Here is a 23,880-nt window from a genome sequence, read left to right as displayed (position 1 = left end):
ATTTAATATTCATTAATGTTTCAGTGGTTTTTTAAGACCTTAATTTTATTACTTTTGCATAAATTTTACTCCCGACAAGTAAATGAGAATATTTCGAAAGCTGGAAGAAATTCCAGAGATTGAAAATGCTGTAGTGACGATTGGCTCTTTTGATGGTGTGCATCGGGGACATCAAAAGATCATTGCTCGAATTAACCAGTTGGCGACGGAGATCAATGGAAAGAGCGTCATTGTAACGTTTGATCCACACCCAAGAAGTGTGATTTATCCCAAAGACCAATCCTTGTCACTACTGACCTCACTTGAGGAAAAAATAGAACTTCTAGAAAAATTTGGCGTGGACATACTCGTTATCGTGCCCTTTACAGTCGAATTTTCACAGATGCACCCACGAGATTACGTGGAGAACTTTCTGGAGAGATATTTCAAGCCTAGCTTTATCGTCATCGGATATGATCACAGATTTGGATTGAATCGTGAAGGGAATATTGACCTGCTAAAGGCATATCAGGAAAAATTTCAGTTCAAGGTGGTTCAGATAGAAGCACAGGAAATAGAAGAAATCACCATCTCAAGTACGAAGATCCGAAAAGCCATATTGAATGCAGAGATGTCAGCTGCACATAAATTTCTGAATTACCATTATGTCATCACCGGAAAAGTCATCAGTGGCGAGCAAATAGGTAAAGAATTAGGTTTTCCCACAGCCAATATTCAAATTAGCGAAAAACATAAATTGATTCCTCCCGATGGGATATATGCTGTTTTTGTTAAAATCGGAGCAGAACGTTACCAGGGAATGCTTTACATAGGCAAAAGACCGACTTTAAAAGGGAAAGAGGAAAGGAGAATCGAGGTTAATATATTTGAATTTGATCATGATATTTACGGTGAAACACTAACACTTGAATTGGTTATGTTCATTAGGGATGACATGACTTTTGATAATCTCCAAAAGTTAAAAGTTCAATTACATGAAGATGAACAGCATGCAAAGCTCGTATTGCATCAGTATTTGGTAAGGCAAATGGAGCAATCTGCAAAATGCACTATTGCTATTATCAATTATAATGGATTGGATTACCTTGAATCATACTTGCCTTCGGTTTTGTATAGTAGTAAAGATGACGTGGATATACTGGTCATAGACAATGCTTCAACGGATGAATCGGTAGCATATCTGGAAGAATGGCATCCTGAGGTTAACGTCTTAGCCTACTCAAAGAATTATGGATTCGCAGAAGGTTATAACAGGTCAATGAAAGACGTGGACACAGAATTCACCGTCCTCTTAAACAATGATGTTTTAGTAACTGAAAACTGGCTAGACCCCATCCTTAAATTAATGTCTAACGATAAGACGATAGGAGCATGCCAGCCTAAGATCAGATCGCTTTCCGAGCCTACAAAGTTTGAACATGCCGGAGCAGCCGGAGGCTATCTTGATGCTTTATCTTATGCATTTTGTAAAGGTCGAATTTTTGACGAAGTAGAATTAGATGAAGGACAATTCGATCATACTTTAGAGGTTTTTTGGGCAAGTGGTGCTGCTATGGTGGTCAGAACAGAGCTATTCAACAACCTTGGAGGTTTTGACGAAACTTACTTTGCACATTATGAGGAGATAGATTTATGCTGGCGTATGAAAAGGGCAGGATACAAGGTCATGTCTGTCAATGAAAGTGTGGTTTACCATCTGGGCGGAGGCACGCTACCCTACCAAAGTTCTAAGAAGATCTATCTTAACTTCAGAAATAGTTTGAAAACTTTCCTTAAAAATGAGACCGGCTTGATGAAGTATCCCAAGTTTATCTTGAGACTAGTCCTCGATGGCGGAGCAGCCTTACTGTTGTTCATGAAAGGTCAATGGGATGCTATTCCGACAGTCGTTAAAGCTCATTTATCGGTCTATGGTAATTTTAGGAAAATCATGAAGTCGAAAAGAAACTTCAACCGCCTGATAGAGGAAAATGCCATCGGCCCGGAGAATCACACTGGAAAGTATAACAAGGTCATACCTATTAGTTTTTATTTGCTAGGAAAAAGAAAATTCGAAGAGCTGTGAAACCCCTGGCTGAAATCTTATTCGAAGACGAGTTTTTAATTGTAGTCAATAAACCATCCGGGATTCCTGTGATTCCGACAAGAACGGCCGAGATGGATAAATCTTTAAAATATTACTACAAGAAAAAATTGGGTGAAATTTTTATCGTCCATCGTATTGATATGGAAACTAGCGGAATTGTAATTCTGGCAAAGGATGCTGAAACACACAGGTTGCTTAGCTTAATGTTTCAAAATAGACAAATTCGAAAATTCTATGTCTTATTGACCAGAGGACTTCCGAGACCTGACGAAGGGCAAATTGATTTACCTTTGAAAAAATTGAATAACCAAAATAAAAGTGTTGTAGCTAAAGATGGGAAAAGTGCCTCTACAGTTTATAAGGTAGTGGAAACTTTCGGAAACTTTGCGTTATTAGAAGCTGAAATCTTGACTGGACGTCATCATCAAATAAGAGTACATTTTCAGAATATCATTACACCCTTACTGGTCGATCCCATCTATGGTGATAATGCCTTCTTTCTATCAGAAATTAAAGGAAAAAAGTACAGGAAAGCTAAACACGAAGAAGAGAAACCATTGCTTTCAAGAGTAAGTCTACATGCCCATAAACTGGAATTCAAACATCCTATGACCAATAATTCTTTAGAACTGGCCGCAGAATTACCCAAGGATTTAAGGGCCGTGATCAATCAATTACGCAAATCCGTCTAGAGATTCTACCTGAGATTCCCAGTCTTCCATTTTTTGAGCCAACTCCTTCTTCATCTCGTTGTGCCTGGAAATTACTTTTTGACTATCTGGGTCGTTGTAAAAATCAGGTTCATACATTTTATTCTGAACCGCCTCAATTTTTGTTTCTAATTTTTCAATATCTCTCTCCAAATACTGAATTTTTCTCTTCATTTTTTTTACTTCGTCCTCAGACAGCTTGGACTTCTCTTCACGCTGGTCGGTTATCTTCTCTGTTCTCTCGACCTGGCGCATATTATCCAACTCCCTCTTCTTTAAGAAATAATTCACATCTCCTAAATACTCTATCAATTGATTATCTCGGAACTCGTAGGTTTTATCGGTTAGGCCGGATAAAAATTCTCTGTCGTGTGACACAATGATACAAGTGCCTTCATAGTTATCAACAGTATCTTTCAGCACCGCTTTTGCTTGAATATCTAAATGATTCGTAGGCTCATCTAATATCAAAAGATTGAAAGATCTTAGAACCATCACCGCCAAAGCAAGTCTCGCTCTTTCACCTCCTGAAAGGACACTTACTTTCTTATCCACATCCTCACCGGAAAACATAAAACTACCCAGGATACTTCGTAAATTTGGTCTCTGTTCTGCGGAGGAATGATCCTGCATGGTTTCTAAAAGCGTTTTCTCTCTATCTAACTCTTCAGCCTGATTTTGAGCATAGTACCCAATCTCGACGTTGTGCCCAAGCTCTATATTCCCACTGCTTGGTTCAATTTGTCCAACAATAAGTTTAGCCAGCGTAGATTTTCCTTGTCCATTTTGTCCAACAAAAGCTACTTTTTCCCCACGTTCAATTGAAAACTGAATATCACTTAAGACTTTCAGGTGGCCATAGCTTTTAGAACAATGAGCGTCTACAACCAGCCTGCCTGATCTGGGAGGATCTGGAAATCTTAGATTCATGTTCCTGGTGTCAAAATGGTCAATGGATATTCTTTCCATTTTATCCAATTGCTTCTGCATGGATTGCGCCATCTTTGTTTTATTGGCCTTCGCCATAAAGCGTTTAATGGTCTTTTCTTTCTGCTCAATATCTTTCTGCTGATTCTTAAACGCTGCAGTTTGAATAGCGATCCGCTCTTCCCTCAATTCAATGTATTTGTAGTAGGATGCTTTGTACTCATGGAATTGACCACCATCTATTTCAATGGTTTTATTGCAAATGGTGTCAAGAAACTGAGTATCGTGGGAAATGAGCACGATTGTACCTTCATAGTTTTTCAAGTATTTCTCCAACCATATAATACTTTCAATATCCAGGTGATTGGTTGGTTCATCCAGTAAAAGTACGTCCGGTTTTTTCAATAACAACTTCGCAATTTCTACTCTCATTTGCCAACCACCACTAAATTCACTTAGCTTACGAGTCAGATCCGTAGATTTAAAACCCAAACCCAGTAAAATTTTTTCAGCTTCACTTTCTATCGTATTTCCACCAAGAATCTCTAATCTGTTAAACAAGTCACCCTGACGCTCAAGAAGCTTGGTCATATAATCCATATCCTCAATGCCCTTCTCTAATTCAGCATTGATCTTTTCCAGGTCTTGCTTTAGTTTATTGACGTGCTCGAAAGCCTTTTTAGCTTCCGTTAGTATCGGTGTATCATAGTTCAGGTCAAGGTCTTGTTCAAGATAACCCATGGTAACACCGTTTTGTACTTCTATGCTTCCTTCATCGGGAGTAAACTTACCACATAATAGCTTTAAAAGACTCGATTTGCCAGCACCATTCCGACCGATCAATGCGATCTTCTCATTTTTCTCGATGGTGAGATTTGGTCGATTAAAAAGAATTCTGTCTCCGTATTGGATATACAGACCTTGCACATTAATCATAACACTAATTCAATCTGTGTGATTCGGAAATTTGGCCAATGACGCCATAAGAACTACCTTTATTTTCCATGACCTTCTTCCAAAGTTTACCTTCCTCCTTATGAAAAAGATAATTAAAATCCATATCTGCAACAACCCACGATCCAATCTCCAATTCAGCATCCAGTTGTTCTTCAGACCATCCTGAATATCCTACAAAAAATTTAATATTACTGGCCAGAATGAGTTTGTTTTCGATTAGAAACTTAAGCCTTGTGTAGTCACCGCCCCAATAAATTCCCTTATGAATTTCTATACTATCCTGTAGAAGGTCACCTTTATCGTGTATGTAGTGTAAGGTGTCTGTTGCTACCGGTCCACCGTAAAAAACATCTGCTTCTATATCCGGAAAGTCACCCACTAGTTCTAAAATCTGCATATTCAAAGGTTTATTCAGAATAAAACCAAGTGATCCCTTGGCAGAATCATGCTCACACAAAAGCACTACAGATCTCTTAAAATTAGGATCTAACATAAAAGGTTGGGCCAAAAGTAATTTTCCTACTTCAACATTCATATCAGTCCCAAATATAACAAGGTTTTATAAAGTTTCACAAGGCATCTTGCGATCGACTTTCTTGACCAAACCTGATAGTACTTTGCCTGTTCCACCGACTTCTACGAAGGTAGTGACACCAGCCTTGATCATATTGTTCATGGTCTGTGTCCACAAAACTGGTGCTGTTAACTGTTTAATCAGATTTGATTTAATGATTTCAGGATTGGTTTGTGCTTCACCATCTACGTTTTGAAAAATAGGTATCATCGGCGAATCAATCTGTGCTTCTTGAATTGCCGATTGTAAAGATTCTCTCGCCGGCTCCATCAATGGTGAGTGAAATGCTCCTCCCACATTTAAAATCAACGCTCTTCTTGCACCTGCTTCATTTGCTAGCTGGACAGCCTCCTGAACTCCATTTATGGTTCCTGAAATAACCAGTTGACCAGGACAATTATAATTTGCAGGTACCACTAGATCTTTCACTTTTCCACATATTTCCTCTACAACAGCGTCATCTAATCCCAAAATTGCAGCCATGGTGGATTCTTGCATTTCGCAAGCTTCTTGCATTGCCAAAGCGCGCTTACTTACCAGGCTAAGACCTTCTTCAAACGACAATGCACCTGCCGCTGCAAGTGCTGAGAATTCACCCAAACTGTGTCCTGCTACGAAATCCGGCTGAAAAGCATCACCTGCCAATTTAGCCTTTATCACTGAATGTAAATATATGGCCGGCTGGGTTACTTTAGTTTCTTTTAGCTCGTCTGCACTACCAGACACCATGACTTCTGAAATCTTGAAATCCAATATTTCATCTGCCTTTTTAAACAAGAGTTTGGCTTCGTCTGATGTAGCCATCAACTCTGACGCCATTCCTTCAAATTGAGCCCCCTGTCCAGGAAATATATATGCTTTCATTTTCTATACTCTGTTAGATAGTAATAACTTAAGAAATTCATTTCTTGTCTCTGTTTTTCTAAATTCACCAGTAAACGCTGAAGTGGTGGTGATAGAATTCTGTTTTTCTACACCCCTCATCATCATACACATATGACGTGCTTCTATTACAACAGCAGCACCAAGCGGATTAAGAGTGTCTTGAAGACAATTTAGGATCTCATGTGTTAACCTTTCTTGTACTTGTAATCTTCTGGCAAAAACGTCCACTACCCTGGGCAACTTACTCAAGCCCACAACATGTCCATTCGGGATGTAGGCAATATGAGCTTTACCAAAAAATGGTAGAATATGATGTTCACACATAGAATAAACCTCTATATCTTTTACAATCACAATTTCACTGTAGTCTTCAGGAAACAAAGCGGAACTTAAAATTTCCTTTGCATCCATCGAATACCCTTGAGTTAGAAATTGCATAGCCTTAGCAGCTCTTTCAGGCGTTTTCACTAATCCCTCTCTGGAAGGATCCTCCCCTATTTCCGTGATGATACTGGTGAAGTTCTCTTTTAGTATTTCGGTGGTTTCCTGATTGTATTCTTCTGTTTTTTTATATGCCATGTTCAAACTTTATTCACCATAATACTCAGCGTATATGGTGTCTGTCTCAATTAATTTTACACAATGTAAGGTACAACTATCGAGATGGGGTTTCAGTTCATTCCAAATCAGGATTACTAAATTTTCGGTGGTCGGCATCGTATTGCGAGGAATAAAATCCACATCTAAATTAAGATTGCTGTGGTCTAATTTATCAGTCACATGCACTCTTATCAATTTACTTAGTTTTTTAGCGTCAATCACAAAGCCAGTGACTGGATCAGGTTTGCCTTTAACTGTGACAAGCAGCTTGTAATTATGGCCATGCCAATTCTTATTGCTGCACTTACCAAATACTTCACGGTTTTTCTCCTCTGACCAGTCCTTCACCCATAACTTATGGGCAGCATTAAACTTTTCTATCCTAGTCAAATAAACCATCCTTAGCTTTAATTTCGCGCAAAAGTACAAATAAGCTTGAAAAAACTATCTTTATTTTTGGAAGTGATTCATCGATCGCTGGTGATGATTGATCTAAAAACAAGCCATAGGAAAACCAATTTTCAGTTGGAATCATTGTAAATACAGATGATGAGTATTAGATCGGATTTGAAGTTCAACATACCGGATTGGGCAAAACGGGATACTTTATTTCATGCTCTTTTCTGGGTAGGGCTCTACATTGCATTGATATTAATAGACCCTAACCCCTCAAGCGTTTTTACACTTATCAAAGAGTTAGTGACGATCTGTTTTTACATGGTCATTGTGTACTTCAATTTATATTTTTTAATTCCCAATTATCTTAGAAGAAATAGTGGAATCAATTATGCCATTGCACTGGTTCTTACAGCCATCATTCTCACCCCCTTAAAGACCATTATTTTTTACCTGCTGTTCAGTGATCAACCGGGAGTTCAGACCTATTTTATATCGAGGCAAGGCATTATTTTTTTCCAACTGCTCTTCTATGGGTCTATTTCTACCATCTTTCAAATCATTCTAGACTGGCAGAAAGGAAGTGTGGAAAAGATGGAACTTCAACATAAAAATACGGAGTCCGAGCTAAATTTTCTCAAATCTCAAATCAATCCTCACTTTCTGTTTAACACGCTCAACAACCTTTATGCCTTGACCTTAAAGAAGTCAGACCAAGCTCCTGAAATCGTTCTGAAACTTTCAGAAATGATGCGATATATGCTTTATGAATGTAATGAGGAAAGGGTGCCTTTGAGGAAGGAAGTGAATTATCTGGAGAATTACCTGGAACTTGAAAAACTAAGGCAGAAAAAAAATATAAAAATAGATTTTTTGGTATCCGGTCTGATAAAGGATCAAAAAATAGCTCCGCTATTATTCATTCCCTTTCTGGAGAATAGTTTTAAACACGGCTTGAGTAATCAATTAAGCGGGGGATATGTGAAAATATTGATGAAGATATCAGAGAATGATGTCCACTTTTCTATTGACAATAGCAAAGCTGAATCTGCGCCCAATCCTAACGGGAAAAAAAGTGGAGGTATCGGACTTGTCAATGTCAAACGACGACTGAACCTGCTTTATCCTGATAGCCATGAACTGAGCATTAAGGACAGCCCCAATAACTACTGTATAGATTTGAAAATAAAATTAAATAACTAACTAAATTTGTGAAATGATCGATGTATTAATAATAGATGATGAACCCTTGGCCCTAGATGTTCTTGAAACATTTATCGAACAGATGCCGGAAGTCAACTTAGTTCAAAGGTGTGAAAATGCATTTGAAGCCAATGATGCTTTAAAGAAGCATGATATTGACCTTATTTTTCTTGATATTCAAATGCCTCAATTGACTGGTATCGATTTCTATAAATCCTTGAAAAATCCGCCGGAAGTCATATTTACAACAGCTTATTCAAATTATGCTGTAGAAGGTTTTGAAATGGACGCTGTGGACTATTTGGTTAAACCTATTTCACTAGATCGCTTCATGAAGGCGGTAAATAAAGCTACAGAGAAGATTGGCTCAAAGTCAGATAGTGGATCAGCTGGGAATGACGATGATGAGTATATTTTTGTGAAGGCTGATAAGAAATTGATCAAGGTTAATTACAATGACATCTTATATATTGAGGGCCTGAAAGATTATGTCATTATAAGGATGGAAACTGGCAGAGTCATAACCCTTCAGACTATGAAGAGCCTGGAGGACAAACTTCCTGAGAAGTTCTTTAAGCGAATTCACCGTTCCTATATTTTGGGATTGAATAAGATCCAGGCTGTGGTTGGAAATACTGTCGAAGTCTTAGAAAATGGCAAAGTCAAGCAATTGCCCATCGGCAAAAATTACAGGGATGAATTGTTGGATATTGTCAATCAAAACAGGTTGTGATACTGGCTACTTAAAAAAGGTAGAAAAGGTTAGATATGGTTAACATCTAAAAGACTTTTCAAGTGGACTTAGTTTGTGCTAGGGACTCGGTATTTTTCTGACCAGAGGCTTTAGGTACTTTTCCGACAAATGGAATTTGCCAGTCCCAAAACTCGTGAATATCGAACAGTTTAACATCCGAGCTTAAAAAGAAAAAACAAAAGATTATTTTAGAACTTCAAACCTCTCTACCCTTATTCCAGAAGTAGTATTGGCCTTTAAGATGTATACGCCTGGATTCAAATCATTGACATAAAAAACCTCAGAGCGATTTAGAAGACCAGATTGGGCTTTCACCACCTGTCCATTGATGTTCAATACCTGATAAGAAAGAATTTCATGTCCTCCATTCATGTGAAGATTTAGGACATTTTGAGCGGGGTTAGGAAATACCAAAAGTCGAGCATTTTCCTTTTCTTCAGACCTTTTATTCACATTGATATAAATTGTTATTCCAGTGTCGTCAAGTGCACCAATGGCACCATCTCCTGTTGCAACTTGAATGTCTGAAACTTGAATCGTTAGTGGTATAATTCCATCATTTTTTACTCTAAAACCACCCACTACATCTTCTTCTACAATAAAACTAATCTTACCAATAACCCCATGACCACTCTTATGTGCTGGACTCAATCTGCCGACAGCTGATTCGACCCATCCTTTCCGTATTTGTTTCGAAATTGAAACTAATTTTTCATCAATGCCAAACCAAGAGTTGCTTTGATAAGCAACTTTAAATGATGTAGAGTCTACAAAAGAGGGCGGAAATCCTAGGGAGTAAGACAAACCATTGACCTCTAGTGCTGGGTAATATGCGTTTCCAATTCCAATATCAAATGTGATCAAATCTCCCGCATAAACGGTATCTTTCTCCAGATCAATAGTGAAAGGGAAATCTCGTCTTTCTATAAACTGAGGAGGAACCAGTGCATGATTTTGATTGTAGTTTTCCTCAATCGCATCAAAATCGAATTCATCAACAAGCCCATTTCCGTCAGAATCGGCAAACTTAGCATTAATCCCATTGTCAGAAACAAAATTCCAATCCTCTGTTTTCCTTCCCAACCATACACCACCCATGTCAGAGTCGGCACCACTTTCGCCAAAAGCACTCGCCATTGAAATTAAATCAGAAGCATTGACCACTCCATCATTATTGGCATCACCAGCCCACACACACCCTGTATAGCAATGACAAATATCTTCTTTGTTCTGCACTACATCAACAGCAATTTCGATATTCTTACATGATCCTTCTACGCAGTATCTTACTCTAAAAGCATCTTTCCCTGTATAATTATAATCTGGATCATAAAGAATAAGGTTGTTACCCGAAATGGCGTCACATTCAAAATTAATGGTGGATTTACCATCGTTAATGACTACACTACCACGTTCAGGCGCTTCTATTAATTCAAAAGTGAATTTCTCGATCGGAATACTATAGTTGATGACCAGCGTATTATTCCCCAATGCTAGAAATTCATAATCATGTCTTGTTTGAGGATTAAAATTATTAACATGAACCGTAACAAATCCAGTTTCACTATCATAACCATCGCTGACTGTGTAAGTCATCTTCCTAGAACCCGTGTAGTAGGATGGCGGTTCATAGGTAAATAGGCCACTGGATAACCCGGGAACCAAGTCACTGGAGTGCTGAATGATCTGCTGATTTTTCTTAAGGTCATTCTTGGTTACATCAAGGGTAACTTTCTCCCCCTTTGTCGTATATCTCACATCATCTCTTACCCAACTATTAGGACGAGGCATATAGATCATTTTAACATTGATCTTCCTCGTAATTCCATCCTTTTTAAGTTCAAAAACTTCTGTAGTGGATTGATTGCCCGACGGAATATACATATTAGCACCGTCGACTTGCTTGAAAGAACCATAGCTCAAATTTCCATTAACCTTAAAACCGTTCAATGGTAAATCTATTTCAACTGGTTCTCCGCCATAACTAATATAAAAGAGCTCTTTTTTCTGTGGAATAGTCGCAAGATCAACCACCTTAACTTTAAGCAAACCAGATCCTTTCTTCCCTTTTTGGTCTTTTACGCTATAATAAATAAACGCATCTCCCACAAAATCATGATCTGGCATAAACATAATCCTACCATTGATGATTGTGGCTGCTCCATTTTCCGAGTAAAGTAAAGACTCTAAAACCAACGGCCCATCAGTTCTACTGTCATTGGCCAACACATCAACAGAAGTAATACCAGCATTCTTCTCAATGATGATTCGATCATCTGAACAACTTATAAGCGAAGGTGTGATTCTGAAATATATAGTGGTATAGTCAGGAGTTAAGGCACCAGTAACTTCATTTACTCTATAATACTCAATAACTGCTTGTGTCTCCCCTTCTGCTATACCTGGTGCATAAGTATAGTTATAGGTATTTTCACCATCAGGTGTAGTTTGTAAGCTAAAACTACCATGGGATGGGTGTTCTAAAACTACAGGAGGTGCAGCACTACTAATGAAGGAAAAATGAAATTCAGAATCTATGATATCTTTATATAGAACCTGAGGATTTGACTGAGACATACCCAAAACTGGCAGTAGTAGAAATACTACCACAACATTTAAGAGCGATTTAATAATCACTTTTGTCATGGGAATTGCAGTTAAAATGGTTATTACAGGAAGCAAGATAAGAAGAAAAAAGAATAATTCGATTACATATATTTTTTTTTAATATAAAAAAACGGTCAATTTTCACTCAAAAGCACACATATCATATTTTTTCTAATATATTCAAATGGGTTTAAACAGATTACATATTAAATTAAATCAAAATATTTAAGTTTTAAAGGGTAAAAATAGTTTGAAAGCCCCTTGATTTAGTTGTTAGGCTACAAACTTGGTACGGCCGAGATAAAAAAAAGTTTTAAAGTAAAGACGCCGACACTATGGTTTGTTGTCGACGTCAGGTCATGGGAAGTGGTAACTTTAATTTCGCCTTCGTTAATTTACGTATTTTAGTACTGAAAAAGCACCAACATTTTACTCCGATTGTTATATTTTTAATTTTGTTATATATAGAAACTTCCTAAATCTAGCAATGCAGAATCTTAAGTTTTATAGAGCATTGAACCGCCTGAGTATCTATGACTTAAACAGGTTTAAAAAGTTTATATACTCTCCGTATTTCAATCAGAATGAGAAGCTCATCAATTTATTTGACTTCTATTATCAGGAAATCAAGAAAGGGGAAACTGAAGATTACACAAAGGAGCAAATTTGGAAAAAGGTTTTTAAACAGGAGGGTTTCAAGGATTCCAGATTTCGCAAGTACAATACTGATCTACTCAGCTTGCTAGAACAATTTTTATCAGTCGAACAATTTAAAGCTCAGCCTCTAAAGGAATCTACCAGCCTATTGGAAGCGGTGATTGATAATAAGATGCCGGAACTTTACAACTCTGTACTTAAAACTACTGAACGCCTTTCCGAACGACATTTAGAACGAAATGCCAACTACTACTTCTATCAATATATGGCAGAAAAACATCGTTTTAATCTAACCAGTGAGTTTGAAAAAAAATCTGCCTCAAAATCTAAAATTCAATTCTACAACATTCAGGACATCAATGACAACCTGGACTATTTCTTTATAGCCGAGAAGCTTCGCTACTACTGTTCCATGCTATCGTGGAAGAACGTCGTCAAACACGATATTGAATTGCTTTTTATAGAAGACATCGTGGAACTGGTCAAAGACAAAAAATATTACAATATTCCCACTATTGGTATTTACTATCAGATCTACTTGACGACAATAGAGCCGGAAGAAGTCGAACACTATTACAAACTTAAAGAACTGATACAGAAAAACCTCAACCTTTTTCCTCAGCAAGAAGCGAAGCACATATTTGATGCAGCGCTTAACTATTGTGTCAGAAAGGTAAATAAAGGGATGAAAAACTTCAATTCGGAACTGTTGACCATTTATAATGAAGGTTTAGAAAAAGAAGTTTTACTGGTCAATGGCGAAATCACACCTACATCCTTCAGAAATATTTGCATCATAGGCTTAAGACTAGGTGACATTGAGTGGGTGGAAAAATTCATCAAAGAGTATGCTCAAAAGATCAATCCTAAGTATCGGGCGAATGCACTCCAATTTAATCTGGCTAGAGTGGCTTTATTTAAGAAGGACTATGATGGATTAATTGACTTGTTGAATGAAGTTGAGTTTGATGACCTTGTGTATACCCTTGATTCTAAACTTATGCTTATTATTGCTTATTACGAAATGAACAACAAGGATCTGGCGCAGTCTTCAGTGAATGCATTTAAAGTATTTCTGGTCAGACATAAAAACATACCGGATCAATATAAATTGATCTTCGGCAACTTCAACAGTTATATTGAGAAAATAATGAAATTAGCCTACTCTAAACCTAAACTTAAAAAGCTGAAAGATGATCTGGCCAGAGATGGCAGTGTTGCTTCCCGAAATTGGCTGGTTGAAAAAATTGATGAATTATTGTGAGAAAGGAATTGGTTATAAATACGTTGGAGGAATTTAAGACTTTACTTGCAGATGGGGCATATCACAAAGACATTACTTTTCAAAATATTAATCTAAAGGATCAGCAAATATCTGCGGATAAATTCAAAAGATGTACACTCACTTTTCTTGGATGTGAATTAGATAAAGATCTGGAGGTGGAACTCATTCATGATGGCGCGCTTATATTGCCGGATTATAATGAGTTACCGTACAATCCTTACAGAGCCTCTCTTTACACCTGGCAGGAACTGGAAAAAGTGATAGAAAAAGGAAGAACGAAGGATCTGAACATTTACGAACATTTTTCAGAGACCAGGTTTTCCCCGTCAATAAATGAATCTTTATGGCAAAGAATACATGATCATGCCGTGGACCACGCTTTAAGAGAATTACTAGGTGCAAGGTCAAAGGGGGATTATGAACTCAAAGTGGTTGGATTTATGGGTGGACATGGGACTTTGAGAACAGACCTTTTCTTCAGCAAAACAGCCTATACTGCTAAAGCTATCACAGAACATGGATATTTTGTGGCGTCTGGTGGAGGTCCGGGTATTATGGAAGCGGCCAATTTGGGGGCATATTTTGCAGGAAAATCAGATCAAGCGCTTGCAGAAGCCATTCGAAAGCTTTCTTTTGCACCCCATTATACGGATGATGGATATATGGAAATTGCTAAAGAAGTGCTCCATGAGTTTCCCGAAGGGCAGGAAAGCCTGGCCATACCCACCTGGTTTTATGGACATGAGCCCAGCAATGTCTTCGCATCACATATAGCGAAGTATTTTTCCAATAGTATCCGTGAAGATACCTTACTTGCGATATGTTTACACGGCATCGTTTACGCTCCCGGAAGTGCTGGAACAACGCAGGAAATTTTTATGGATGCTGCTCAGAATCATTACGCTACATTTGGATATATCAGTCCAATGGTTTTTCTGGGCAGACAGCGATATGAGATGGATACCATGCTCTTTCCGGTACTGAAACAGCTTTCAAATCAAAAGGCATATCAACGACTGCTCATGCTGACCGATGACCCGGAAGAAGTAGTCCATTTTATCGAAAAAAATCCGCCGATTAAGGTTTAATTGTTTAAAAGTGTAAACTAAAAAGCTCCACTAGGCCAAAAATTTCACTGCAATATTCGGACATTTGTAAATCATTTTATTTAGTACTGTCTAAATATTTATTTAGATTATGCTAAATAAAGTTGTAATGATAAAGTTCTTTAAAGGGTTTTAGGTCAATGGCCGCTTGCCTTGTTAAAAATTTCGAAACCTATAACTATTTGATTTCCAACATAATAACATATGAACATATGGTCATTTATCAACATTAAAGATTTTGTTAAAACTTCGCCTGATCTTTGGAATTATGAATTAATTGGCACAATATTGTCATGTCTTAAAGCAAGAGACGAATAAATTATGAATGATATTACATTTAAAGCCGGGACCATAAGAATAGCAATGATGTGCTGTTGTTGTTGCATGATGAATGATTCATCTGGATCGGATCTTTAATGTATTTATATAGTATACTAAAATCCCTTCGAGATGAAATTTCGAAGGGATTTTTTTTTGAATCAAATTAGGATAATGTCAGTAACGAGTAGAACAAAAGAACAATTTATTGCAGAGGCCAACGCTGATGTAGATGAGCTTAAGTTCAAAATTGAGCAATTCAAAAAAGGTCAAATGAATGAAGACAAATTCAAACATTATAGACTAACAAGAGGCGTTTACGGTCAAAGGCAACTGGGTGTCCATATGTTTAGAACCAAAATTCCATTTGGACATGTTACAGCCGATCAATTGTACAGACTTGCTGACATCTCTGACGCATATGCAACCGGCAATCTGCATATTACAACCAGGCAAAATATTCAATTTCACTATGTCAAGCTTAAAAATTCTCCTAAGGTTTGGGAATTGATGGCTGACGTTGGCATGAATGCAAGAGAAGCTTGTGGAAATACTGTCAGAAATATTACAGCATCTTCTAATGCGGGCATCGACCCTGAAGAGCTTTTTGATATTACACCATATGTCGTTGGTGTTTACAACTATTTTTTAAGAAATCCCATTTGCCAGGAAATGGGCAGGAAAATTAAAATTGCCTTTTCATCCAGCGATGCGGATTCAGCTTTTACATACTTTCATGATTTTGGCTTTATACCCAGAATTAATAAGGGACAGCGTGGTTTTAAACTACTATTAGCAGGAGGATTGGGTGCACAAGCAATGGAAGCTGCAACCATCAGTGAGTTTATATCGACTGAGGAGATCATACCCTTTATGGAAGCAGCCATTCGTGTATTCGATAGATATGGAGAGCGGGAAAAGAGATTTAAGGCCAGAATGAAGTTCTTACTCAAGAGCTTTGGGCAGGAAGAATTATTAAGACTTATTCATGAAGAACTCAAAGCATTACCTGCTCAGCAAATAGAAATTGCTGAAGACTTATGGCAGGCTCCCCAGCCCAAAAAACAAGCCATTCCTTATGAGCTGAAAGCTACCGACGATAGAGCATTTGAGTTGTGGAAACAAACCAATCTCAAAAAAATAAAAGGTACAGATTACTATTCAGTTAATATTAAAATCAGGCTTGGAGATATTTCATCGGACAGAGCGCGTGCGCTTTCTAAAATTGTCAAACGATATTTTGCAGATGACATCCGCTTTACTGTTCACCAGGGAATCTTATTGAGATTTGCAGCGGCTCAGGACATTGAGCAAATCTACAATGAGCTAAACATCATAGGTCTTGCGGACTTTGGGGCTGAAACCATTTTAGACGTAACAGCCTGCCCGGGTACCGACACGTGTAATCTGGCCGTAACCAATTCTACTGGATTGGCTGAAGAAATTGAAAATCACATCAAAAAAACACATGAGGCTTTCTTAATAAATGAAGATATCAGCATCAAAATTAGTGGCTGTATGAATGCCTGCGGACAGCACATGGCCGCCAGTATAGGACTTCATGGAAGTTCAATTAAAGTCGATGGTCGAATTCTACCCGCTATGCAGGTAGTGTTAGGTGGCGGTGTGGTGGGACATAAAGCGTATATCGCCGAAAAGATCATTAAGTTACCTACGAAGAGAATCCCTGAAGCCATCAGCATACTTCTAAATGACTACCATGAAGTGGCTGAAATCGACGAGCACTTTACAGAATATGCCGTACGATTAGGTAAAAAATATTTTTACGAATTACTTAAAGACCTGGCGGACAAAGATAGCCTGACCAATTTAGATTTTCTGGATTGGGGACATGAGGAAGAATATGTACAAGCTATTGGAGTGGGTGAATGCGCAGGTGTAGCATTGGACATGCTTTCTTCGATCGTTAAAGATTCAGATGAAAAACTAGAAAGTGCCTGGGCAAAATTAGAGATCAGTGAGTATTCAGAAGCCATCTATCATGCATACACTTCATTTATAGTAGGAGCTAAGGCGCTTCTCCTTGCTAAGGATGTGAAGTGCAATACCCACATTAAAATTCTGGAAGATTTCCAAACACACTATGGACAAGACCCTCTTTGGGCAAAAGAATCAAATTTTCCAGAATATGTATTGAGAATGAAGACAGAAAATGCGGATCAGGAATTTGCTGTCAAATATCTTGAAGACGCTTCAGCTTTTAATCAAAAGGTTCATGCAGTAAGATCAGATAAAACCCAGAGTCCTGACGATTTATTGGTCACAGCAAGCTACTACAATGCATAATCAAATTGGCTTAAAGGAAAGAAACATGCAACAAGACTCAATGAATAAAATATCACTCGTTGGAGCTGGACCAGGAGATCCGGATCTGATTACCTTAAGAGGTTTGAAGACCATTCAATCAGCAGATGTCTTATTGTATGATGCATTGGTTCATCCAGCACTTATTGCTGAAGCTCCTTCTCATGCATTGAAAATTTTTGTAGGAAAACGAGCTGCAAAACATTTCGCAACGCAGGAAGAAATCAATGACAAACTAATCGATTTTGTAAGAATCGGTCATGTTGTCCGCCTGAAGGGAGGAGATCCATTTGTTTTCGGACGAGGATTCGAAGAACTAATACATGCAGAAAAATTAGGGATTCCGGTAGAAATTATTCCCGGTTTGTCCAGTGCTACTGCAGTGAGCGCCTGGAATGGACTACCAGTCACGCTAAGAAATATTAGTCGTAGTTTTCATGTTGTCACCGCTGTAGGTAAAAATGGAAACTTGAGTAAGGACTTTTTAGAAGCCACAGATCTTCAAGGTACAGTTGTAGTGTTAATGGGCTTGGGAAAGCTTGATGAAATAGTTCAAAAGTATCTTGAAATTAATAGAGCAAATCTAGGAATAGCAGTTATTCAAAATGGAACGCTTTGTCATCAAAAGGCGGTCTATGGTACAATAAATGAGATTCGAGAGAAAGTTAGCAAAGCTGGCATTGCTACCCCTGCGATAATCTATATCGGAGAGGTAGTAAATGCTTATTTAGAACATTCTAAAACTGTAGAGAATGCAACAGAAAAATCAGTTGTTTCCGGTATTTTTCAGGCTTGACCGACTGAAAGTACTTGTCGTTGGTGCGGGTGAAGTGGGATATGAAAAATTGTTTTTCATGTTAAAAAGCAGCCCCATCACCCATGTAAAGATCGTAGCACCAGAAATCAATGATCGTATTTGGGCGATGATGGAAGGTTATTATGAGACCAGTTTCAAGATTGAACAGAAAGAATTTTCAGATGAAGATGTTGAAGGATACGATCTCGTGATCGCAGCAACCAACATTGAATCTTTAAACAAAGAGGTTTGGAAAGTGGCAAAAGCCAAAGGAAAACTTGTAAATGTGGCAGATACTCCAGACCTTTGCGATTTTTATTTGGGATCCATCGTGACTAAAGGGCATCTTAAAATTGCTATATCTACTAATGGCAAATCCCCTACCCTGGCTAAACGACTTAGGCAGGTTTTCGAAGAAGTATTTCCAGAAGATACCAACCAATTGTTACAAAACTTACATGCCTTTCGCGGCAAGTTGAAGCGAAATTTTGAAGAAAAAGTCAAAATCCTTAACGATTTGACTAAAAGTATGATTGAACTAAAAGAATTTAAGAATTGATGATTTCTAGTAAGGAGACAAAGGAAGAGCGTTTTGATTTTGAGCGGTTTTCAATAGGTAAGTACAATGGCATTTTTGAGAATTTAAATCCGGAAGAAAGACTAAGGAAGCTTTACCAATATTTTGACGAAGATGAAATACTTTTCACTTCCTCTTTTGGTACCAACTCTTCCTATTTGCTATTCTTATTGAGCAAAGTTAACCCAAAACAAAAGGTTCATTTTATCAATACCGGCTATCTATTTGAAGAAACCATTATCTATAAAAATCAACTTTCTGAGCGGTTTGGCTTAGAAATTGTAGAAATTCAACCTCTACAGCAGGAACATGCTCTTACATTCGAAGAAGAATGGTGGAATGATCATCCCAAAATGTGTTGTGCCATCAATAAAATTGCACCACTTGATAAGGTTAAAAAAGGAAAAAAGATTTGGGTTTCAGGTGTGCTAGGTTTTCAAACTGATTTCAGATCAGATTTAGGTATCTTTGCACCTCATGGAGACTTATATAAGTTTCATCCGATGATCGATATGGAAGAAGGCCAATTTTTATACGAAATGAATTATTTTGGATTACCTAAACATCCATTGGCAGAATTCGGTTATGGTTCTGTAGGATGCACTCATTGCACAGTTAAAGGCAAAGGGCGAAATGGAAGGTGGGCGGATTCAGAAAAAACCGAGTGTGGCTTACACACTCATTATTTTACCAATAAAAAAGAATTAAATGAGTCAAAATAGTGTAGATACTGACTTGCTAATTGTAGGAGCAGGACCGGTTGGTCTGTTTACCGTTTTTGAAGCTGGATTATTAAAAATGAGATGTCACCTGATTGATGCACTACCTATTCCTGGTGGTCAATGTGCCGAAATCTATCCCAAGAAACCTATTTACGACATCCCCGGATATCCTTCTATTTTAGCTGGAGACCTGATTGACAATTTAATGAAACAGATTGAGCCATTTAAACCGACCTTTACATTAGGTGAGAGAGCTCAGGCTTTACAAAAACTTGACGATGGTTCTTTCATGGTCACTTCTTCAAGAGGTACCATTATAAAAGCTAAGGCCATTGCCATTGCCGCAGGTTTAGGTTGTTTTGAACCTCGAAAACCGGCCCTTGAAAACCTTGAAAAATATGAAGACAAGGGCGTGGATTATATCATCCGAGATCCTGAAGTCTATCGAAATAAAAAGGTTGTGATCGCAGGGGGCGGAGATTCTGCATTAGACTGGACCATCTTTTTAGCAGATGTAGCCGAAGAGGTGACACTGGTACACAGGCGAAGTAGTTTTAGGGGTGCCATCGATAGCGCAGAAAAAGTCGCTGTTCTCGCAGGCCAGGGCAGAGTCAATCTGCTGACAGATACCGAAGCTAAGGAGTTGAACGGTAATGGAGTGTTGAAGGAAGTGATTTTAAATCATAAGACAGAAGGTCAAATCAAACTACCAGCTGACAATTTCATACCTCTTTTTGGACTGTCGCCAAAGCTTGGACCGATCGCTGATTGGGAATTGAATATCAGTAAGAATGCGATTGAGGTTGATACCACAGATTACTCTACGAATATTCCAGGTATTTATGCAATTGGTGATATTAATACATATCCAGGTAAATTAAAATTAATACTTTGTGGCTTCCATGAGGGAACTTTGGCGGTGCAATCAGCATTCAAATACATGTACCCTGATAAAAAACTAAGTTTTAAATACACGACTGTTCAGGGCGTGAATGCATTTTAATGGATTGATGGACGAAATTACAATACACCTTACAGATCGAGAAGGTGAGCTGCACGATATAGAAATTCCTTTGGATATTGATTTAAATCTAATGGAAGTTTGCAAAGCTTCAGATTTAGATGTAGACGGCACTTGTGGTGGCATGGCTCTGTGCGCGAGTTGTCACATGTATGTGGAAAGTGATCATGAGCTTCCTGAACCTTCAGAAGATGAAGAAATTATGTTGGACCAGGTTTTGTTTGTGGAGGACAACTCCAGACTTGGATGCCAGATCAAGGTAACTGAGGACATTCATGGATTGAAAGTAAGATTGGCCCATTTAGGGAGCGAATAGGATAAAATCAAGAAAAACCATGAATGGAAATAGATCTACCGTTGTATTGACCAGAGCAGAAAATAATTTGGCAGAAATCAAAACAAGATATCCTCAAATTAATTGGATAGATTTTCCCTTGATTGATTTTGCTTATCAAACTTTGACCGATCAAGTCAAGTATGAAATCGAAGAAAATTACGACTGGTTAATATTTACATCCCAAAATGGTGTTAAATCCTTTTTTGACCAAAGTGAAAATATAATCAACCTCAATAATCATAAAATAGCTTGCGTTGGTCCTAAAACCGCTGGACTCGTCGAAGATTATGGATATGAAATTGACTTCATTCCTTCCCATTATACATCTCTCATTTTAGCTAAAGAACTCCCTTCTACAACTGAGGAAAGCATTTGTTATATCGGAGGGAATTTGAGTCGCTACGAAACGTTGCAAGTCTTAAAGGACAAGGCCAAATTATTTATGCAAGTTGAGGTTTACCATACGGTCTCATATTTTCACGCATTAGAAGATTGGCAACATCTATTTGCCACATCTCCAGACATTATCAGCTTTTGCAGCCCTTCTGCTGTTGATTCGTTTAACACACAATTGGAAAAATACAGGCTTCACGTTCCCAGTCACGTGAAATTTGCGGCGATAGGAACAACGACTGCTGATTCCATTCTTGCTAGTTTCAATCAGGAAGCAATGGTAGGTGAAAGCCACACTTTTCAAGGAATGTTAGATGCCATCGTGCAATCAGCCAGATGATTTGCGTTGTTATAAAGCAACTTCTTCCTTTCGAAATTACCCAATCATTACAAACAATTAAGTTGATCCAATTGTAATCATTTATCTTCGCGTCACATATAAATCATTATGAGTAGAAGACCAAGAAGGTTGCGTGTAACAGATTCAGTAAGATCTGCCGTAAGAGAAAATAATATACAGGCGGATGATTTGATTTACCCATTGTTTGTAGTAGAGGGTGATCAAAAAAAAATCACAATTTCCTCCATGCCCGGTATCTTTAAACAAAGTATTGACCTAATCCTGAAGGAAATTGAAGAATGTACCCAATTGGGCATCAAGGCTTTCATCTTATTTGGTACTCCGTCCACAAAAGACGCCAGAGCTACCAAGGCTTATGATACGAATAACATCGTTCAAAAAGCTACCCGTGCCATAAAATCAAAATTTCCGGACGTCTGGCTTATTGCGGATATTTGCGTTTGCAGTTATACTGACCATGGACATTGCGGAATTCTCGACCATGGTAAGGTCTTGAATGATGAATCTCTAGAGGTTCTTGCAAAGATGGCGGTGTCCTGTTCCAATGCAGGAGTAGACACCGTAGCCCCTAGTGCCATGATGGACAACCAGATTCAGGCATTAAGGACTGCACTTGACAAAGAACATCTGATCGAGACTTCCATCATGTCTTACTCTGCAAAATATTTTTCTTCTTTTTATGGCCCCTTTCGTGAAGCAGCTGATTCAGCTCCACAGCAGGGTGATCGATCCACTTACCAGATGGATCCGGGCAACAGCAAAGAAGCTATTGTAGAGACACAAATTGACATTGATCAAGGTGCAGACTTTATCATGGTCAAACCAGCCATGAGTTATATGGATATTATAACTAAACTAGATGCTGCCTTTGATATCCCATTGGTTGCCTACAATGTCAGTGGAGAATATTCCATGATCAAGGCTGCTGCAGAAAAAGGCTGGATAGACGAAAAAAAATTGGTGCATGAACTCCTTCTTAGTTTCAAGCGAGCGGGTGCTGATCTGATCATATCCTACTTCGCAAAGGACTTTTTAAAGCATCAAAACGGATTTCAGTCTTAGGTTATATCAACAGATTATAGTCAATCGGTAAAAATGCGAAAAGACCATAACGAAGAAGACTTTTGGAATAATAGATATCAGGAAGGTTCTACAGGATGGGATATTGGCTACCCTTCTACTCCTATTAAAGCTTACGTCGATCAAATAGAAGACAAAAATATTCGCATCCTTATTCCCGGGGCTGGAAATGCTTACGAAGCAGAGTATCTATGGCAAAACGGTTTCACAAACACATTCATTCTCGATCTTTCCAAACTGCCTTTGCTATCATTTCAAAAAAGGAACCCAGATTTTCCTTCCAATCAAATAATTCATGGAAACTTTTTTGAACATCAGGGAGAATACAATCTAATAATTGAACAGACCTTCTTCTGCTCTTTCGATCCAGAAGAGATTGATAGATCCCGATACGCAGAAAAAATGTACGAACTATTGTTGCCAGGAGGCAAGTTGGTAGGCGTTTGGTTCAAACACCCTTACATTAAAGGAGTAAGCAGCCGTCCATTTGGTGGAAATAAGGAGGAATATTTGACTTATTTTAAGCCTTATTTTAGAATAAATACCTTTGAAAATTGCCATAACTCAATAACTCCAAGATCCGGTAATGAATTATTTGGTATTTTCGAAAAAAAATAATCCTTATGGCTAAGCAATTGGATTCATTGACAGAAAAGCTTACTGATTTTATCAATGAACAGCATATTTTTTTCGTTGGGACAGCAGCTTCTGATGGAAGGGTTAATGTATCTCCAAAAGGTATGGATACTTTAAGAGTTACTGGTCCGAATGAGCTGATTTGGCTGAATTTAACAGGTAGCGGAAATGAAACCGCAGCCCATATCCTTCAGAACAACCGGATGACCATCATGTTCTGTGCCTTTGAAGGTAAACCATTGATCCTACGACTATATGGACAGTCAGAAATCCTACACCCCAGGAATGACGCCTTTAAAGAGCTTATCAAGAATTTTGGCGATACGGAAGGTGCCCGCCAAATATTTAGAATGAAAATTGATCTCGTTCAGACCTCTTGCGGATTTGCCGTGCCGCTGATGGATTTCCAACAGGATAGGTCCATATTGAAAGACTGGGCAAAGAATAAAGGGGAATCTGGAATTAAGGAATATTGGAAAGAAAAGAATCAATCTAGTCTAGACGGCTATAAAACAAATATTTTAATCGACCACTCCTCGAATTAGTAGTCACAGGTTCATTATCGAA

22 protein-coding genes are annotated in these 23,880 nt (G+C 38.1%); 16 read left to right on the top strand and 6 right to left on the bottom strand.

Features of this window, described 5'->3' with window-relative positions; genetic code table 11:
• Positions 1-82: 82 nt before the first annotated feature.
• Positions 83-2,065 carry a bifunctional riboflavin kinase/FAD synthetase gene (locus L2567_RS13760; RefSeq protein ID WP_235298371.1) on the top strand — a complete coding sequence of 661 codons (1,983 nt, stop codon included), beginning with the start codon at positions 83-85 and terminating at the stop codon, positions 2,063-2,065.
• Positions 2,062-2,778 carry an RluA family pseudouridine synthase gene (locus tag L2567_RS13755; RefSeq protein WP_235298370.1) on the top strand — a complete coding sequence of 239 codons (717 nt, stop codon included), beginning with the start codon at positions 2,062-2,064 and terminating at the stop codon, positions 2,776-2,778. Before L2567_RS13760 ends, L2567_RS13755 begins: the two co-directional genes overlap by 4 nt.
• Here L2567_RS13755 and L2567_RS13750 read toward each other — a convergent pair.
• From L2567_RS13750 to L2567_RS13730, 5 genes are read right to left on the bottom strand one after another with little or no spacing between them, the layout of a single operon-like run.
• Positions 2,761-4,659: an ABC-F family ATP-binding cassette domain-containing protein gene (locus L2567_RS13750; protein ID WP_235298369.1), complete on the bottom strand. Its 1,899-nt coding sequence runs from the start codon at positions 4,657-4,659 to the stop codon at positions 2,761-2,763. The two genes, L2567_RS13755 and L2567_RS13750, sit on opposite strands and share 18 nt — an antisense overlap.
• A gap of 4 nt (positions 4,660-4,663) precedes the next feature.
• Positions 4,664-5,215: a YqgE/AlgH family protein gene (locus tag L2567_RS13745; RefSeq protein ID WP_235298368.1), complete on the bottom strand. Its 552-nt coding sequence runs from the start codon at positions 5,213-5,215 to the stop codon at positions 4,664-4,666.
• A gap of 24 nt (positions 5,216-5,239) precedes the next feature.
• A complete protein-coding gene (gene fabD / locus L2567_RS13740) occupies positions 5,240-6,118 on the bottom strand; it encodes an ACP S-malonyltransferase (protein ID WP_235298367.1) in 879 nt (292 codons plus the stop codon).
• 3 nt (positions 6,119-6,121) lie between these two features.
• Positions 6,122-6,718, bottom strand: a complete 597-nt coding sequence (gene folE, locus L2567_RS13735; protein WP_235298366.1) for a GTP cyclohydrolase I FolE — start codon at positions 6,716-6,718, stop codon at positions 6,122-6,124.
• Between the two features lie 9 nt (positions 6,719-6,727).
• Complete coding sequence (locus tag L2567_RS13730) at positions 6,728-7,138, bottom strand: 6-pyruvoyl trahydropterin synthase family protein (RefSeq protein ID WP_235298365.1); 411 nt, start codon at positions 7,136-7,138, stop codon at positions 6,728-6,730.
• A gap of 150 nt (positions 7,139-7,288) precedes the next feature.
• Here L2567_RS13730 and L2567_RS13725 point away from each other — a divergent pair, with 150 nt between their 5' ends.
• Both L2567_RS13725 and L2567_RS13720 read left to right on the top strand, forming a co-directional pair.
• Positions 7,289-8,338: a sensor histidine kinase gene (locus tag L2567_RS13725; RefSeq protein ID WP_235298364.1), complete on the top strand. Its 1,050-nt coding sequence runs from the start codon at positions 7,289-7,291 to the stop codon at positions 8,336-8,338.
• 13 nt (positions 8,339-8,351) lie between these two features.
• On the top strand, positions 8,352-9,071 hold the full coding sequence (locus L2567_RS13720; protein WP_235298363.1) for a LytR/AlgR family response regulator transcription factor: 720 nt from the start codon (positions 8,352-8,354) through the stop codon (positions 9,069-9,071).
• A gap of 204 nt (positions 9,072-9,275) precedes the next feature.
• On the opposite strand, the gene L2567_RS13715 is transcribed toward L2567_RS13720, so the two are convergent.
• Positions 9,276-11,738: an Ig-like domain-containing protein gene (locus L2567_RS13715; protein WP_235298362.1), complete on the bottom strand. Its 2,463-nt coding sequence runs from the start codon at positions 11,736-11,738 to the stop codon at positions 9,276-9,278.
• Between the two features lie 448 nt (positions 11,739-12,186).
• On the opposite strand from L2567_RS13715, the gene L2567_RS13710 reads away from it, so the two are divergent.
• The 12 genes from L2567_RS13710 (at position 12,187) to L2567_RS13655 (ending at position 23,858) form a co-directional block, all read left to right on the top strand.
• On the top strand, positions 12,187-13,620 hold the full coding sequence (locus L2567_RS13710) for an outer membrane protein assembly factor BamD (RefSeq protein ID WP_235298361.1): 1,434 nt from the start codon (positions 12,187-12,189) through the stop codon (positions 13,618-13,620).
• Positions 13,617-14,729, top strand: coding sequence for an LOG family protein (locus L2567_RS13705; protein ID WP_235298360.1), 1,113 nt, complete (start codon positions 13,617-13,619; stop codon positions 14,727-14,729). Before L2567_RS13710 ends, L2567_RS13705 begins: the two co-directional genes overlap by 4 nt.
• A 510-nt stretch (positions 14,730-15,239) precedes the next feature.
• Entirely contained in the window at positions 15,240-17,372 is a 2,133-nt protein-coding gene (locus L2567_RS13700; protein ID WP_235298359.1) for a nitrite/sulfite reductase, read from the top strand.
• 40 nt (positions 17,373-17,412) lie between these two features.
• Positions 17,413-18,186 carry a uroporphyrinogen-III C-methyltransferase gene (cobA, locus tag L2567_RS13695; protein ID WP_235298358.1) on the top strand — a complete coding sequence of 258 codons (774 nt, stop codon included), beginning with the start codon at positions 17,413-17,415 and terminating at the stop codon, positions 18,184-18,186.
• Positions 18,143-18,745 (top strand): precorrin-2 dehydrogenase/sirohydrochlorin ferrochelatase family protein, encoded by a 603-nt coding sequence (locus L2567_RS13690; RefSeq protein ID WP_235298357.1) that lies wholly within the window; start codon positions 18,143-18,145, stop codon positions 18,743-18,745. The genes cobA and L2567_RS13690 overlap by 44 nt, the downstream gene beginning before the upstream one ends.
• On the top strand, positions 18,745-19,485 hold the full coding sequence (locus L2567_RS13685) for a phosphoadenylyl-sulfate reductase (RefSeq protein WP_235298356.1): 741 nt from the start codon (positions 18,745-18,747) through the stop codon (positions 19,483-19,485). The genes L2567_RS13690 and L2567_RS13685 overlap by 1 nt, the downstream gene beginning before the upstream one ends.
• Complete coding sequence (locus L2567_RS13680; protein WP_235298355.1) at positions 19,472-20,488, top strand: NAD(P)/FAD-dependent oxidoreductase; 1,017 nt, start codon at positions 19,472-19,474, stop codon at positions 20,486-20,488. The genes L2567_RS13685 and L2567_RS13680 overlap by 14 nt, the downstream gene beginning before the upstream one ends.
• A gap of 7 nt (positions 20,489-20,495) precedes the next feature.
• On the top strand, positions 20,496-20,822 hold the full coding sequence (locus L2567_RS13675) for a 2Fe-2S iron-sulfur cluster-binding protein (RefSeq protein WP_235298354.1): 327 nt from the start codon (positions 20,496-20,498) through the stop codon (positions 20,820-20,822).
• Positions 20,823-20,841: 19 nt separating this feature from the next.
• Positions 20,842-21,576 (top strand): uroporphyrinogen-III synthase, encoded by a 735-nt coding sequence (locus L2567_RS13670; RefSeq protein WP_235298353.1) that lies wholly within the window; start codon positions 20,842-20,844, stop codon positions 21,574-21,576.
• Positions 21,577-21,678: 102 nt separating this feature from the next.
• Positions 21,679-22,659 (top strand): porphobilinogen synthase, encoded by a 981-nt coding sequence (hemB, locus tag L2567_RS13665; protein WP_406626695.1) that lies wholly within the window; start codon positions 21,679-21,681, stop codon positions 22,657-22,659.
• Between the two features lie 33 nt (positions 22,660-22,692).
• Positions 22,693-23,295 carry a TPMT family class I SAM-dependent methyltransferase gene (locus L2567_RS13660; RefSeq protein ID WP_235298351.1) on the top strand — a complete coding sequence of 201 codons (603 nt, stop codon included), beginning with the start codon at positions 22,693-22,695 and terminating at the stop codon, positions 23,293-23,295.
• 5 nt (positions 23,296-23,300) lie between these two features.
• The gene (locus L2567_RS13655; protein WP_235298350.1) at positions 23,301-23,858 is read left to right on the top strand and encodes a pyridoxamine 5'-phosphate oxidase family protein; all 558 of its coding nucleotides are present in this window, start codon (positions 23,301-23,303) and stop codon (positions 23,856-23,858) included.
• The last annotated feature ends 22 nt before the right edge of the window (positions 23,859-23,880 follow it).

Origin of the sequence: Portibacter marinus (assembly GCF_021533195.1) — a bacterium.
Taxonomy (GTDB): domain Bacteria; phylum Bacteroidota; class Bacteroidia; order Chitinophagales; family Saprospiraceae; genus Portibacter; species Portibacter marinus.
This window is presented reverse-complemented; position numbering and strand designations above follow the sequence as displayed.